Origin of the sequence: Aquimarina callyspongiae (genome assembly GCF_034322225.1) — a bacterium.
GTDB lineage: Bacteria > Bacteroidota > Bacteroidia > Flavobacteriales > Flavobacteriaceae > Aquimarina.
The window spans coordinates 474,796-489,682 of the sequence record NZ_JAXLPA010000005.1 but is presented as its reverse complement, the minus strand read 5'-3'; the positions used below and the strand labels follow the sequence as shown (position 1 = coordinate 489,682).

Sequence of the window (14,887 nt, the reverse complement as noted above, 5' to 3'; positions counted from 1 at the left end):
ATTTATATATTCAAAATACTAATTTATTGTATGCTAGTTTTCAAATAATTGAATACGATTGCCATCAGGGTCTTTAATAATAATCATTTTTTTTCCAGAGACAGGATCTTTTACAACAGAACCGTGAAATTCTGCTTTGGATTCAGATAAATGCTTTATCCATTGATCAAAATCTGAAACAGCAAAACCAAATTTAAAATACCCATTAATGAATGTTCCTCGTGGCTTTTCTTTAAGAATATCTTTTGGTGATAGAGAAGATTTTAATTGTATAAGTTCAATAATAGCATCTGCTCGTTGTAAGTTAGCTTGTTTTAAACCTCTTTCTTCAACTTCGGTTTTGTTACGTACTTTAAATCCAAGTTTATCTTCATACCATTGGATAGAAACATCAATGTCGCTTACTACAATAGCTGTAAAGTAAGGTTTTAGATCAGATAAATTTTTATCCTGAGAATATCCGGTTATTGATATTAATAGTAACACGGATATTCCTAAGATATATTTCATAACTAACGTATTTGAGTTATTGTTTAAAACGGTATTGGGTAATAATACCTTTAAGTTTGTTTTTTAAGTCTTCTCCAGAATCATAAACCATTTGTTCGTTAGATGGAAATGGTACAGACTGAAGACCTAGGTAACGAACTAAATCATCGTCTAAAGCTCTTTTGTCACCATTGTAATTAGCATAGATATGTTCAAAAACAAATTCACTTGCTAATGGAAAAGCATCAAGAAGTTGTCGGGTTCTAAGGTTTTTGTATTGTACGTTACCTACAACATTTGTCGCTTTAAACTGAGTGAATTCATAATATTCACATCGTACTTTAACCATTTTATCAACTTTTACTTTTTCTCCTTTGTCATCTACAACAATCTCATCATTTTCATCCAAAAGATATTCCCAGCCATCTTTAACCAGTTTTTCTTTCTCTAACTGGCGTTCTCTAATTTGTTCTGGAGAGATATTGATCTCTCTTAAATCTACCTCCATCGAATAATCATATTGGATCTTACGTTGAGGTTTACTATGATATACTGTCCACAGATCATTTAATCCATAAGTTCCGAAATTAAGAAGATCTTCTTCCAGTCGTCTTGGAATGATTACGTTGGTTCTGTTTTTCATAGTAACCTTTACAAAATCAGTTCCTTTAAAGTGTGCTTCTTCGATAAGGTCCTGAATGTTTTTATAATTAGGATTGATTTTATCTAAATAAACTAAGTCATCATACACTTTTCTATAGTCTGTCTTTCTTTTTGCAGAAGACAGTAAACCTTTAGCGCTATCGTATAGATAATCAGAAAGCTGTTCTTTGGTATTGATAATTCTCTGATCGTAATTATCCATAGAAAAATTAGCATTTCTTCCTTGTTCGACAAGGTATAGAGGTAATAAAGGTTTAATACGCTCTTGTCGGTTTTTTAAAGTTAGATACGTATTATAGATTCGTTCCAGGTTTGCAGGATTACCATCTTTTTGCATATAATCAATAGCATTTTTATCTCTGTCATTTACTTTTACATATGCTTGCTCTAACATAAGAATATAAGGTTGTTTTCCTTTTTTCTCTTTGTTAGTTCTAAGTTTGTTTAAAGCTATATTTATTGCCTGATCATAGTTTCCTGTATTCAGAGCTTTTTCTGTTTGTTTAACACTGCTACATGAAAGTATCAGGGTAGTAATCGATAGTATTAGTAGTAGTTTTTTCATAATAGTCTTTGGTTTATCGTTTGGAGCATATAACCAATTTTGATGCCAAAAGGTAATAAAAAAACCTCAAAAATTTTTTGTTTGAGGTTTTATAAGGGTTTACAGCTATAATTATTTTTTAAATACGGGTAGTAATTTTGTAGACACTTCTCCAAAACCAATTCGCACTCCATCTTTTTGGCAATGCCCTCTAATGATTACAGTATCATTGTCTTCAATAAATTTACGACTTCCACCTTCTTTAAGTGGCACAGGCTTTTCTCCTCGCCAACTGAGCTCTAGCATTGAACCATAAGAATCCGGAGTAGGCCCAGAAATGGTTCCACTACCCATCATGTCACCAGAATTTACCGGACAACCATTAATAGTGTGATGGGTTAATTGTTGTGCCATATTCCAGTACATATATTTAAAATTACTTTTAGAAACGATAGTTTCTTTAGCTTTTTCTGGTTGAATGGCTACCTCAAGATTAATATCAAAACTCTTCTTGCCTTTATATTGAAGATAAGGTAATTGTTCTTTTAGAGGTTTAGGACCTTCTACTCTAAATGGCTCTAAAGCATCTAGTGTTACGATCCAAGGAGAGATAGAAGAAGCAAAATTCTTAGCTAAGAATGGTCCTAAAGGAACATACTCCCATTTTTGGATATCACGAGCACTCCAATCATTAAATAATACTAAACCAAAAATGTAATCTTCGGCTTCTTCAATAGGGATAGGTTCTCCTAGAAGGTTAGCATCAGTAGTAATAAAGGCCATTTCTAACTCAAAATCTACTAATCGGGATGGGCCAAAAATTGGACTTTCTGCTCCATTAATTATTTTTTGTCCTTGTGGTCTATGTACTGGAATACCAGAAGGGATAATCGAACTACTACGTCCGTGATACCCTACAGGTATATGAAGCCAGTTAGGTAATAAAGCGTTTTCCGGATCCCTAAACATTTTTCCTACATTAGTTGCGTGCTCTATACTACTATAGAAATCAGTATAATCTCCAACGGTTACAGGAAGTTGCATTTCGATCTCATCCAATGTGAAGAGTACGATCTTGCGATGTTCTTCATTATTTTTTAAGGCATCATTTTCTTCATCAAAAATATCTGCAATTCTATTACGTACCAATCTCCAGGTCTTTTTTCCATCAGAAATAAAATCATTCAAAGAATCCTGTAGAAAAATATCATCGGTTAATGGAATGTTGTCAAAGTATCCTAATTGATGTAATGCTCCAAGATCAATAGCAGTATCTCCGATACGAGTACCTATAGTAATAATGTCATCACGAGTCAGGAAAACACCAAATGGTATATTTTGAATGGGAAAATCTGTATTTTTTGGGGTTTGTATCCAGGTTTTTCTATTTGGGTTATTTGCTGTTATGGGCATTATAGTTTTTTTAATATGTTGTTGGAAAATCTTATATCAAATATATAATATTCGAGCGTCTAAAATATTGTATTTAAGTGAAAGTTACTGAAAAAATATAATATTTTTAATTGTGAAGAAAATGTTCATATTTATTAATATTGCATTAACGTATTTTAAGGAATGTTCCTATTTTTGGACATCTATTATATAAATTAAACAACATGCAACGCGACGAACAAATTTTTGATTTAATTCAGGACGAAAAAGAACGTCAGATCAACGGGTTAGAACTCATCGCTTCAGAGAACTTTGTTAGTGAACAAGTAATGGAAGCAGCAGGTTCTGTATTGACAAATAAATATGCTGAAGGATATCCTGGAAAGCGTTATTATGGAGGATGCTCAGTAGTAGATGTAGTGGAACAAATAGCGATAGACCGCGCCAAAGAATTGTTTGGTGCAGAGTATGCTAATGTACAACCGCATTCGGGATCTCAAGCAAATACAGCAGTATACCATGCTTGCCTTAAACCAGGAGATAAAATTTTAGGTTTTGACCTTTCTCATGGAGGACATTTAACTCACGGATCTCCGGTTAATTTTTCGGGTAAATTATATAATCCTGTTTTTTATGGAGTAGAGAAGGAGACCGGTAGATTAAACTATGATAAAATCCAAGAAATAGCTGAAGCAGAAAAACCACAATTAATCATTGCGGGAGCATCTGCATATTCTCGAGATATTGACTATAAAAGATTCAGAGAGATAGCAGATAGTGTAGGAGCTATTCTTTTTGCAGATATAGCTCATCCAGCAGGATTAATTGCCAAAGGAGTTCTTTCTGATCCAATTCCTCATTGTCATGTAGTAACTACTACTACTCACAAAACATTAAGAGGACCAAGAGGAGGTCTGATTTTAATGGGAAAAGATTTTGAAAACCCATTTGGGATTACTCTTAAAAGCGGAAAGAAACGAATGATGTCTTCCATTCTGGATAGCGCAGTGTTTCCAGGAAATCAAGGAGGTCCATTAGAACATATCATTGCTGCTAAAGCAATTGCTTTTGGTGAGGCTTTAACTGATGAGTTCTTGCATTATATCGTTCAGGTAAAGAAAAATGCCGCAACAATGGCAGAAGCTTTTGTAGAAAAAGGATATGAGGTAATTTCTAAAGGTACAGATAACCATATGATGTTAATCGACCTTAGAAACAAAAATGTAACAGGAAAACAAGCCGAAGAAGCACTAGGTGTTGCTGAAATTACAGTAAACAAGAATATGGTGCCATTTGATGATAAATCACCATTTGTAACATCTGGTATTCGAATAGGTGTTGCTGCAGTTACAACTCGAGGATTAAAAGAAAACGATATGTTAGAAATCGTTGAGTTGATCGATAAAGTGATTACTAATGTAGAAGATGAATCAGCATTACATACTATCGCAGATGATGTAAATGCTATGATGGCAGATAAACCATTGTTTGTAAATAGTGTACTTGCTTAGAGTATTTCTATTATATGATATAAAAAAACGCGTGATTTAATAATCACGCGTTTTTTATTTTGAAATAATTAATATTAGGAATGCCCCCAATTATTAGGATCATCACTATCATTAGGAGATAATCCTATGATATCCCCTTCTGTATTGACTCCCAAGCCTACTACGGTGCGATTTACATAATTAAAATAGCTGACTACCTGATTGATTTCCAGTATTTCACCGTCAGAGAAACCTAATTTTTTTAATTCTTCGATATCAGATTTGTTAATAGTACGATGAGCAAGGGTTAGTTTTTTTGCATATCCTAAGCCTTTAAGATAATGACCATCAAAAAATGATTCTATATTATCAGAAGTAAGGCAATTAAGGATGTTTTGAAATTTCTCTTCATTATTTATTAATCTTTGTAATCCAGCAGAATGATGATCCACACAGTAACTACATTGATTTAAGTGACTGACATAAACGCCAAGAGTTTCTAAATACCATTTAGGTAAAGTGTTATTAGAATTATGCAGTACATTTTTATACAATCCCATATGTCCGGTAAGTGTATGCGGTCGTAAGCTATGGATTGATAATACATTATCTATATTATTATTAGGCCCTTTGACACGATCATAAATGCTTTTAAGTTTTCCGGTAGCCTCGTCATATGGTATTTCTTTTATCCAGCTCATATTTATTGATTAGATGTTTTAAAAAATGATCCATTTTTGTTTAATAGAGTTGTAATAAGAATTATTGCTGATCCAACCATAATAGATACATCTGCCATATTGAATATTTCGGTTTTTATAATACCAAGATCCATAATCATAAAATCAGTTACTGATCCACGTATAATTCGGTCAAAAAGGTTACCAATTCCACCACCAATAATAAAGGTAAAACCAATAATAGTTTCTCTGGAATAGTTAGTTTTTATAATAAGCTGTCTAAGTAAAAAGATTAATACGATAATAGGTAATAATTGTAAAAGAAGTATTTTTAGAATAGGAGCAAGATCAGATCCCAGGCTATAAGCAGCTCCTCTATTTTCTACTTTTGTAAGAATGAAGTTTTCTTTAAAAACCTGTATCTGTTCATTTTTTTCAATTGTATGACGAACTACGTTTTTAGATATTTGATCACAACTAACATTAAGTAGAATCAACGATAATATAAGTAGTAGTCTTATTTTTTTACTTATTTTTTTCATGCTAATTTAAGTAACGATAAAATTTTTCAAATGTGGCATTAATAGCAGATTAATTTTTATGAACCCAATATTTTTCATAATTAGTTAACGCAAATGCCGAATCATAACTCTTCTTATCAATTGTTTTATTTTCATTAGAGTCATAGTCAATAAGTATTTTCCAGTGTCCTTTTTCTAATCGCAGTAATACGTGAAACTGACCATAAGAATATTTTGTCTCTTTATCATTATTGACGTATGTAATACGGTATATTCCTCTATCTGAAACTAAGGAGTCAGAAGTGACCCTTTCAAACAATCTGAAATCTATTGGAGAGGGTTTTTTAGCAGGAGTACCCCATCGTTTTTGATACCCTTTGAGATATTCTTTTACTTTTTTTATGGCTCCTCCATTTCCACCAGAGATTCTAATCATATCTTGACTATGAATTGAAGCAAATAGATTATAATCAAGAGTTTCAAATGCTTTAGAGAAATTACTATACATGTCCTGATTAATAGAGTAATGAAGTTGCTTTTCCTGTCCTAAAACGATATTATTCAAACTAATTGAGAAGACAAAAAATAGTGTTAGGTGTATAAAAGAAGGTTTCATAATTATTGATTGATGTTAAGATGTTATAAAAACTCACTTTGATTATTTCATGCTAGTTTCTTTTTTTGGTATAAAACACAAGACATTAATTGAGGATAGTCTTTTAATTTAGGATGGTCAAAAGTTTCTATTCTTTGCATTCCTATCTTTTTCATAATAAGTTCGGATTTTACATTAATTTCTGGAGCAACAGAATAAATATTTTCTAAACCGATTTGAGTAAACCCATAATCCAAACAGGCTTTGGCACCTTCAGTAGCATATCCTTTATTCCAAATACTTTTTTTAAGCCTCCAACCGATGTCTACAAAGGGGCCAAAATTTTCAAGATAGGTTTGTTCACTCAAACCAATAAACCCAATTAACTCTTTGGTATCTAATATATCTACTGCAAAATAGCAAAACCTCTTTTCTTCAAACTGTTGTTGCATTCTGACAATAAAACTTTTAGTGTCTTCTTTTGATGGTTTGAAAGGAAAAAACTCCATAACATCATCATCGTTATTAATTGAAGCAAGATCATCAAGATCATTAAGTGACCAGTTTCGAAATCCAAGTCGTTCAGATTTAAAGAGATATGTATTCATACTGGGATAAGATTGAAAAGAATAAGAATATAAAGATACTGCATATAATTTATTATTCTGTATGTTTTTTTGATACTTAATACAATCACTTTGGCTAGTGAAATGGGATAAAACCTGTTTTTTGATCATTAAAACTTTGCTTCGATATATAAGACTGTTAATTTGATTAAACTTGTTTATGTGTTTGTAAGCCAGATTGTTTTTTGATAGATTCGTATCATATAAAAAACAACTAAAAATCACTGACCTTTTGAGTGGTGTTTTTATTATTTAAGCTTTGAATTGTAGTATAATAAAGGTTTTAAAATGAACAAGTTATTACAGGAATATTTTGGTTTTGATCAAGTTGAGATAAAAAAACTCAACGGATACGATAATGAAAATTATAAAGTTAAAACTAGCAGTAATAGCTATATTTTTAAAACCTATCTGTATACCAAAGAGATGTATGATTTGGTTGAAGCCGAGAATGCCACTCTTTTATTTCTTAAAGAAAATAACCAAAAAAACATACCAGACCCATTTCCTTTTAAAGATGGATCTTTTATTAAAGTCCTAGATGTAAATGGAAAAAAGAGCATATGCAGAATGTTATCTTTTCTGGAAGGGAAATTTATTGGAGATGTAACAGTATCAGAAAAGATGTTAGAATCTCTTGGGGTATTCCTTGCTGAAATTGATTTGAAGTTTCAAAACTTTGATAATTATGTGCTTAAATCGCGTAAGTGGGAGTGGGATATTCAATACCTAAATTTAAATAAAGATTATATTCAAGATATTCCTGATGCAAAAGATAGAAGTATTGTTACTTATTTCTTTCAGCAATTTGAAGAATACGTAACTCCAGTTCTTCCAGATTTAGAAAAATCAGTTATTCATAATGATGCTAATGAGTGGAATGTTTTGATAGAAGGTGATGAGGTTTGCGGTATTATTGATTTTGGGGATTTAGCATATTCACCACGTATTAATGAGCTGGCTATCGCTATTACCTATGCTTGTTATGATAAAGAAAATGGTTTGGATTGGGCTTTACCAATCTTAAAGGCTTATCACACTATATTACCAATTAAGGAAAATGAAATAGAGATATTATACTATTTGATTGCTGCGCGGTTGTGTACAAGTGTTTGTAATTCTGCACATGCGAAAAAGGAAAACCCAAATAATGAGTATGCTTCAGTAAGTGAAAAATCTGCTTGGAATATGTTATATAACATATTGAAAATTAATCCAATAAAAGCAGAGAGCGCTTTTCGTGCTGAATTAGGTTTTGACGTTAAGCAACCATTACCAATAGAAAAAGCGTTAGATCGCAGATATAACCATATTAGTTCAATACTTTCTGTGAGTTATGATACACCTATCTATATGGATAGATCTGCATTTCAATATATGTATGATGTATATGGAAACACTTTTCTGGATGCTTACAATAACATACCTCATGTTGGACATTCGCATCCAAAGGTTGTTAAAGCCGGACAAAAACAGATGGCAAAGCTTAATACAAATACAAGGTATGTTTATGATTTGTTATCAGAATATGCAGAAAAGCTTTTATCAAAATTCCCTTCATCCCTAGATACGGTGTATTTTGTTAATTCAGGAAGTGCAGCAAGTGATTTAGCAATTCGTTTGGCAAAAAATCATACCAAACAAGAAAAACTGATGGTCATGGAACATGGCTATCATGGCAATACACAAACCGCAATTGATATTAGTGATTATAAGTTTAATAACCCAAAAGGACAAGGGCAGAAAGAATACGTTCTTAAAACAGTAATTCCTGATACTTATAAAGGTAAATATACTCAAAATGATGGTACAGCAGGAAAGATGTATGCTCAAGAAGCTATTGAACAAATAAAAGAGTCAGAAATACCAATTGCTGCATTTATAACCGAACCTATAGTAGGTTGTGGAGGTCAGGTGCCACTTGCAAAAGGATATCTAAAGGAGATTTATCCTGCTATCAGACAGCAGGGAGGAGTTTGTATTAGTGATGAAGTTCAAACGGGATTTGGAAGGTTAGGGGAATATTTTTGGGGGTATGAAGCACAAGAGGTGGTTCCGGATATTGTTATTGTAGGCAAACCCATGGCTAATGGACACCCTATGGGTGCTGTAATAACAACTAGCAAAATAGCAGAATCTTTTGGTAAGGGAGTTGAATTTTTTAGTTCTTTTGGAGGTAATCCGGTTTCGTGCGCTATAGCTTCATCAGTACTGGATGTTATAGAAGAAGAAAAATTACAAGAAAATGCCAAAGAGGTAGGGAATTACTATAAATCACTTTTTTTAGAGCTTAAAGAAAAATTTGATTGTATTGGTGATGTAAGAGGTTCAGGATTGTTTTTAGGGGTAGAAATAGTAGAGGAGAATACTAAAGAGCCGGATACAGCATTAGCACACTTAATAAAAAATGAACTTAGGAATCAATATATCCTTATTAGTACAGATGGTCCATATGATAATGTGCTTAAAACTAAACCTCCATTGATTTTTACTAAAGAAAATGCTAAGGTAGTGGTGACAAAGATTGCCCATGTTTTAGAAACTCATAAAAGTATTAAAGCAGTTAAAGCATAAGATTAGGATCAACCTAATGATTTAGATGTACTATCATTAAAAAATAAAAAAGACTTTGGTAATTCAATTACCAAAGTCTTTTTTATAATATGGTTTAGTAGTATTATTTATTTTTTAGAAAGACCGCATCAAATTCTTGTAGTTTCATTTTGCTTATTTGTTTCGGTGTTTTTCCTTTTTGATATTCAAAATATCCATTAAAAACGTGACTTAAATAAAGAGGAGATTTATTAGTTCCGTTAAGGCTTGCAGAATTATGACATAAAAAACAATTTACCAGATTTCCTGCATTAATATTATGTGTGCTACTTTGAAAAGTTTGTACATAGGTTTCCATGGTTGTATTAGCAGCATTTAAAGAACCTCTTGCGATAGATCCTTTGGTAGCTTTATCAATATTACCACCAAGATTTCTTATAGTATCAGCTTGTTTAGTTGGACTTAATCCATCTGTATTTATCCATAAAGCTCCATTATAGAAATAGTTTTTCCAAACATCAGTTAATTGACTAGACACACAAATATTTAAGCTGTCTATGTTATTATAATTTTCGGGCTCGTTTTGACTGGTTTCCATGTATCCATTTCCAGGAGTTCTAGGTACACCATATTTAAAAAGGTCATATACTTCATTAGGTGTTATAGGAAAATCGCTTCCCGATGCAAGTTTGATTCCGTCAAGGGATGAAGTACTTCCAGAACCGAAAAGTAGTTTTTCATCTGTTGAACTGGCAGAACCAGCACTCCAATCATAGTTAGGAGCCATGTCTGAGTGTTCAAAAGTTGCCCAGATAAATTCAGGATGATTCTCGACGATTCCGACAACGTGCACTCCTAATAAAGCAACAGTACTTTCTACATATTTTCCATTCTCATATACGGCTGCTTTTGTTTGATAATATGAAGAAAGTTGGGCTTCTGGTATAGCATTGGTTTTGATCCAAGAAGTTTTTACCTCTAATGATCCAACCGGAAAAGTAAATGAATTATTAAGTAGTGTAGTGTCCTTTAGAATAAGTTTGGTAAAAGCTTCAGTAGCGTCCTTTAAAGTAGAATCCACATATATAGCATAGTATACAGTATCAGCTTTTTTATGACTGCTATTAAACTCTGGATTAGAAAGCAAAATACCACCAGGCCCTGCTTGACCTATTGAATCCAATACTAAAGAAAGGCCTAATTGTGGTTTAACAGGTAGCATTAATGGACTAACAGGTATAAGCTCATTTTCAAAAAGAGTTTTTCCATTACTTTGAGGTTTTGTTAACCACAAAAACTTCTGCCAAGCCCATTGTTGAAAAATACAGTTAGTAGTACTAGTTGTATCAAATGGACTTCCTTTTCCTTCTTCTGGAGGCGGAGTTTGGCTATGCGGAAACCAATTAGATTCACATTCACAGTCACTTGAAGATGCTTTAGAATCATTATAAGCGACAGTTTCTTGATCAACATCTTTCTTTTCTTCTTTCTTATTGTTTTTGCTGCAGGAAATAATGAGCATAATTCCAAAGCAAGCCAATATAAAGATACTTGAGATGTTACTGAATTTAGTTTTCATACTGATAAAAATTAGTTAGTTGATTGGTTATTGATGATATGGTTTGATTATCAACTCAAATCTAATTTTTAACAAGAAAATTCCCTATAGGTATAAACCCTTGGTTTGCAGTGTGGTTTATCCGTATTTTTAAGTTTTACGTTATGTTTTTTTGGAAATATGTTAAATGGCGGGTAATTTTTTATAAAACTATAAGACCGCTAAACAGAAGGGCAATAGTACAGGTTATTCCCAATACAGAACCCATTAAGATGCTTAATATGATTTTGTTTAAACCATTTAATCTTTTTAAAACAATTTTTAACAGTAGTAGCTGACCTAAAAAAATTGGTATGGCATATAATAAAAAAACCAACCATACAAAAGGTTCTGTAACCCAACTAAAGTTGTAGTTTCCTTCATCGATAAAAAACAAAAAAGATGTAATCAAAATAGAGCTAATGGCTAGAATATAAAGCTCTGTTTTTTGTGAAATTCTCATATGTTTCGCTTTTAGATAATGAATAAAAATAACCAAAAAAATATTTTTACGTAATATCGTTATTAATCAATAGCTATAATGGTTTAGTTATCTGGATCAAAAATAATACTTTCATAAGCTCCAATATCTGGAGCAGTAGCATTTCTAATTGTTCCTAAAATATCAGTTCCTGATGTTGGTGTGGATGCCTGACCATTAGCGGCAGAGGCGTCACCAATAGTGAGTAAGTTTTCAAAAGGAGCTTTAAAATCTGGATCCTCATTAAGTATTATGTTTTCAAACAAATTGGTATCTGTAAAATCATACATAGCATCACTACTAAATTGATCATTAATATCATTAAAACGAATCAAACAATTTTTAAAGTTATAATTAAAAGCGGTTTCTCCCACTTTACTGAAAATTAATTCTAAGTTTTCATTACCATAGATAATACAATTTGTGAAATTTGCTTCTACAAGATCTGCCACTGCTACTTCTGTAGCACTAATCTGTAGATTATTATCGATTAATACAGAAGGAAATTGCCTAAAACTACTGGTCCAGTAATTTGCAAATGTGCAATGATTAAAATTGTATCTGCCTCCTAAAGCACAATTAAGAGAAGCTTGTCCAGAATTATTGATAACGAGATTTTCGCCAAGAACATTTCCAGTTCGAGCAAGTAAACCTACATTGGCACTATTATATATTTGTGTATTGGTTATCGTAAGAGTAGGATCAACACCTCCATCATTAGAATCCATTAAAATCCCAACAGTGGCATTTTTTATAGTTGCATGATTAATTACATGTCCTGTACTGCCTGCAGTTAGCCAGATGGTTCCCCATTGCCCAGGAACATCACTAAATCCAGGTTCTAAACGATCGCCTTCAAATATGACCTCGTTTTCCATAAGATCCTGATCTGTACTTACTTCTCCATTTACTAACAGAGTTGCATTATTGGCCACGATAATTCCAGAATTGGCATGAAAATGTATTCTGGCTCCTGCTTCGATAGTTAGTGTTCTATCAGAAGGTACCGCAGCGTAGCCATATACTACATAAGGTTTTTCATTAGTAAGTGTTAGTTGATCATCTTCAAGGAAAAAGCCTTCAATACGGATCTCTTCATTATTTTCATCTAATCCCAACAATAAAGTCTCGATTTCTCCTGTCATAGCATCTCGTGAAGGAAATAAAAAGACAGCGTCCTTAACCAATGTAACCAAATCTACATCTTGTTGATTACCACCAGTGTCAAAAAGAACACGATCTGTATATAAAAATTCGATATCACCAGTTTGTTGTGTGATATCAGTGGTTGTTTCTACAAAAACAAAAATACTATCCTTGGCTAATACTTGTATGTTCTCAAATGATTTACCTGGTATTCCGTCTACATTAAGTCTATAATTAGAGCTTTCGCCTCGTTCTAACGCAATTGTAGGAATAGTAAAATCATCATTTGTTCGATTATATACTTTAAAACTATACGTACTAGAACCAATATTAGTAAAAACAGTATCCAACAATAAAGTATCTGTTGAGAATTGTAAGTTCCCGGTGCTTGGACCAGATTCAAAATCATTTCGACAAGAACTCCATAAGACTATTAATACCAATAAGAAAAGAGTAGATAAATAACGCATTGTTTAGCTTCAATTTTATTAAAATATAACTGGTTTTATCGATCAAAAAACATTTGTTTTTTTTAATCGATTACCAAAGGACTAAATGTATAACTTTTTAATTAGTACTAATATTGCTTTTTAATAAAAATTTGATAAGATCCTGGCTTCTGTAAGAAGTAAAACATTTGTACATTTGTTCTTTATTTATATAATACGACAACATAACAATCTCTTATGAGTACATATGATGTAGCCGTAATCGGCTCTGGACCTGGAGGATATGTAGCAGCTATTCGTTGCGCACAACTAGGTATGAAAACTGCAATAATTGAGAAATACGCAACACTTGGAGGAACTTGTCTTAACGTAGGATGTATTCCTAGTAAAGCATTATTAGATTCTTCTCATCACTATGAGCATGCTGTAAAGCATTTTGCGGATCACGGAATTGAAATTCCTGGAGATGTAAAAATCAATTTAGAAAAAATGATTGCCAGAAAACAAACTGTGGTTGATCAGACATGTGATGGTGTTAGTTTTTTAATGAAAAAAAACAATATTGATGTTTATGAAGGATTAGGATCTTTTAAAGATGCTACTCATATTAATATTACTAAAGCAGATGGAACTGTAGATACAATTGAAGCAAAAAATACAATTATTGCTACAGGATCTAAACCATCTACTTTACCATTTATTAAGATTGATAAGAAACGAGTAATCACTTCTACAGAAGCTTTAAAACTTAAAGAAGTTCCTAAGCATTTAGTGATTATTGGAGGAGGAGTTATCGGTCTTGAATTAGGTCAGGTATATAGACGCTTGGGAGCTGATGTTTCTGTGGTTGAATATATGGATAGAATTATTCCTGGAATGGATAAAGCATTATCCAGAGAATTGACAAAGGTAATGAAGAAACAAGGTGTAAAATTCTATACATCTCATAAGGTAACTGGTGTAAAAGGTACCGCCAAAGAAGTAGTAATTACTGCTGATGACAAAAAAGGAAAACCTGTAGAGTTTAAAGGAGATTACTGCTTAGTTTCTGTTGGTCGTCGTCCATATACTGATGGATTAAATGCAGAGGCAGCGGGTGTTAAGTTAAATGATAGAGGGCAAGTTGAAGTAAATGATCATTTACAAACTTCGGCTTCTAATGTTTATGCCATAGGAGATGTAATCAAAGGAGCTATGCTGGCACATAAAGCCGAAGAAGAAGGTGTATTTGTAGCAGAAACGCTTGCTGGTCAAAAACCACATATCGATTATAACTTAATACCAGGAGTTGTTTATACCTGGCCAGAAGTAGCAGCAGTAGGAAAAACTGAAGAAGAACTAAAAGAAGCTGGTATAAAATATAAATCAGGACAATTTCCATTTAGAGCATTAGGTAGATCAAGAGCTAGTGCAGATTTAGATGGATTTGTAAAGATTTTAGCAGATGAGACAACAGATGAGGTATTAGGTGTTCATATGATTGGGGCACGTTGTGCCGATCTGATTGCTGAAGCAGTTACGGCTATGGAGTTTAGAGCATCTGCAGAAGATATTTCAAGAATGTCGCACGCACATCCAACATTTACAGAAGCAATAAAAGAAGCAGCATTGGCTGCAACAGAGAATAGAGCATTACACGTGTAATAACTATTTGATAGATA

At 32.6% G+C, this 14,887-nt stretch carries 13 protein-coding genes; 3 read left to right on the top strand and 10 right to left on the bottom strand.

The features are described from left to right. Nucleotides 1-33 precede the first annotated feature (33 nt). From U0D62_RS21585 to fahA, 3 genes are all read right to left on the bottom strand, one after another. Nucleotides 34-510 carry a VOC family protein gene (locus U0D62_RS21585; RefSeq protein WP_322289434.1) on the bottom strand — a complete coding sequence of 159 codons (477 nt, stop codon included), beginning with the start codon at nucleotides 508-510 and terminating at the stop codon, nucleotides 34-36. Between the two features lie 16 nt (nucleotides 511-526). After that, nucleotides 527-1,717, bottom strand: coding sequence for a hypothetical protein (locus tag U0D62_RS21580; protein ID WP_322289433.1), 1,191 nt, complete (start codon nucleotides 1,715-1,717; stop codon nucleotides 527-529). A 111-nt stretch (nucleotides 1,718-1,828) separates the two neighbouring features. Continuing rightward, nucleotides 1,829-3,109: a fumarylacetoacetase gene (fahA, locus tag U0D62_RS21575; protein ID WP_322289432.1), complete on the bottom strand. Its 1,281-nt coding sequence runs from the start codon at nucleotides 3,107-3,109 to the stop codon at nucleotides 1,829-1,831. A 203-nt stretch (nucleotides 3,110-3,312) separates the two neighbouring features. On the opposite strand from fahA, the gene glyA reads away from it, so the two are divergent. After that, nucleotides 3,313-4,599, top strand: coding sequence for a serine hydroxymethyltransferase (gene glyA, locus U0D62_RS21570; protein ID WP_322289431.1), 1,287 nt, complete (start codon nucleotides 3,313-3,315; stop codon nucleotides 4,597-4,599). Between the two features lie 74 nt (nucleotides 4,600-4,673). On the opposite strand, the gene U0D62_RS21565 is transcribed toward glyA, so the two are convergent. The 4 genes from U0D62_RS21565 to U0D62_RS21550 are packed head-to-tail and all read right to left on the bottom strand — an operon-like array spanning nucleotide 4,674 to nucleotide 6,982. Further along, complete coding sequence (locus U0D62_RS21565) at nucleotides 4,674-5,279, bottom strand: carboxymuconolactone decarboxylase family protein (RefSeq protein WP_322289430.1); 606 nt, start codon at nucleotides 5,277-5,279, stop codon at nucleotides 4,674-4,676. 2 nt (nucleotides 5,280-5,281) lie between these two features. Continuing rightward, nucleotides 5,282-5,800 carry a signal peptidase II gene (lspA, locus tag U0D62_RS21560; RefSeq protein WP_322289429.1) on the bottom strand — a complete coding sequence of 173 codons (519 nt, stop codon included), beginning with the start codon at nucleotides 5,798-5,800 and terminating at the stop codon, nucleotides 5,282-5,284. Between the two features lie 49 nt (nucleotides 5,801-5,849). Beyond that, entirely contained in the window at nucleotides 5,850-6,395 is a 546-nt protein-coding gene (locus U0D62_RS21555) for a hypothetical protein (RefSeq protein WP_322289428.1), read from the bottom strand. 47 nt (nucleotides 6,396-6,442) lie between these two features. Next, entirely contained in the window at nucleotides 6,443-6,982 is a 540-nt protein-coding gene (locus tag U0D62_RS21550) for a GNAT family N-acetyltransferase (RefSeq protein ID WP_322289427.1), read from the bottom strand. 306 nt (nucleotides 6,983-7,288) lie between these two features. Here U0D62_RS21550 and U0D62_RS21545 point away from each other — a divergent pair, with 306 nt between their 5' ends. Next, a complete protein-coding gene (locus U0D62_RS21545; protein WP_322289426.1) occupies nucleotides 7,289-9,574 on the top strand; it encodes an aminotransferase class III-fold pyridoxal phosphate-dependent enzyme in 2,286 nt (761 codons plus the stop codon). Nucleotides 9,575-9,677: 103 nt separating this feature from the next. Here U0D62_RS21545 and U0D62_RS21540 read toward each other — a convergent pair whose 3' ends face one another. The 3 genes from U0D62_RS21540 to U0D62_RS21530 form a co-directional block, all read right to left on the bottom strand. Further along, nucleotides 9,678-11,132, bottom strand: coding sequence for a hypothetical protein (locus U0D62_RS21540; protein WP_322289425.1), 1,455 nt, complete (start codon nucleotides 11,130-11,132; stop codon nucleotides 9,678-9,680). Between the two features lie 181 nt (nucleotides 11,133-11,313). Further along, the gene (locus U0D62_RS21535; protein WP_322289424.1) at nucleotides 11,314-11,613 is read right to left on the bottom strand and encodes a hypothetical protein; all 300 of its coding nucleotides are present in this window, start codon (nucleotides 11,611-11,613) and stop codon (nucleotides 11,314-11,316) included. An 83-nt stretch (nucleotides 11,614-11,696) separates the two neighbouring features. Then, complete coding sequence (locus U0D62_RS21530) at nucleotides 11,697-13,247, bottom strand: hypothetical protein (protein WP_322289423.1); 1,551 nt, start codon at nucleotides 13,245-13,247, stop codon at nucleotides 11,697-11,699. Between the two features lie 216 nt (nucleotides 13,248-13,463). Here U0D62_RS21530 and lpdA point away from each other — a divergent pair, with 216 nt between their 5' ends. Continuing rightward, complete coding sequence (gene lpdA / locus U0D62_RS21525) at nucleotides 13,464-14,870, top strand: dihydrolipoyl dehydrogenase (protein WP_322289422.1); 1,407 nt, start codon at nucleotides 13,464-13,466, stop codon at nucleotides 14,868-14,870. Nucleotides 14,871-14,887: the final 17 nt, after the last annotated feature.

What these genes read in the sequence shown, in the direction of transcription:
- U0D62_RS21585 (WP_322289434.1), bottom strand. Translation starts at nt 510, where the DNA reads ATGAAATATATCTTAGGAATATCCGTGTTACTATTAATATCAATAACC.
- U0D62_RS21580 (WP_322289433.1), bottom strand. Translation starts at nt 1,717, where the DNA reads ATGAAAAAACTACTACTAATACTATCGATTACTACCCTGATACTTTCA.
- fahA (WP_322289432.1), bottom strand. Translation starts at nt 3,109, where the DNA reads ATGCCCATAACAGCAAATAACCCAAATAGAAAAACCTGGATACAAACC.
- glyA (WP_322289431.1), top strand. Translation starts at nt 3,313, where the DNA reads ATGCAACGCGACGAACAAATTTTTGATTTAATTCAGGACGAAAAAGAA.
- U0D62_RS21565 (WP_322289430.1), bottom strand. Translation starts at nt 5,279, where the DNA reads ATGAGCTGGATAAAAGAAATACCATATGACGAGGCTACCGGAAAACTT.
- lspA (WP_322289429.1), bottom strand. Translation starts at nt 5,800, where the DNA reads ATGAAAAAAATAAGTAAAAAAATAAGACTACTACTTATATTATCGTTG.
- U0D62_RS21555 (WP_322289428.1), bottom strand. Translation starts at nt 6,395, where the DNA reads ATGAAACCTTCTTTTATACACCTAACACTATTTTTTGTCTTCTCAATT.
- U0D62_RS21550 (WP_322289427.1), bottom strand. Translation starts at nt 6,982, where the DNA reads ATGAATACATATCTCTTTAAATCTGAACGACTTGGATTTCGAAACTGG.
- U0D62_RS21545 (WP_322289426.1), top strand. Translation starts at nt 7,289, where the DNA reads ATGAACAAGTTATTACAGGAATATTTTGGTTTTGATCAAGTTGAGATA.
- U0D62_RS21540 (WP_322289425.1), bottom strand. Translation starts at nt 11,132, where the DNA reads ATGAAAACTAAATTCAGTAACATCTCAAGTATCTTTATATTGGCTTGC.
- U0D62_RS21535 (WP_322289424.1), bottom strand. Translation starts at nt 11,613, where the DNA reads ATGAGAATTTCACAAAAAACAGAGCTTTATATTCTAGCCATTAGCTCT.
- U0D62_RS21530 (WP_322289423.1), bottom strand. Translation starts at nt 13,247, where the DNA reads ATGCGTTATTTATCTACTCTTTTCTTATTGGTATTAATAGTCTTATGG.
- lpdA (WP_322289422.1), top strand. Translation starts at nt 13,464, where the DNA reads ATGAGTACATATGATGTAGCCGTAATCGGCTCTGGACCTGGAGGATAT.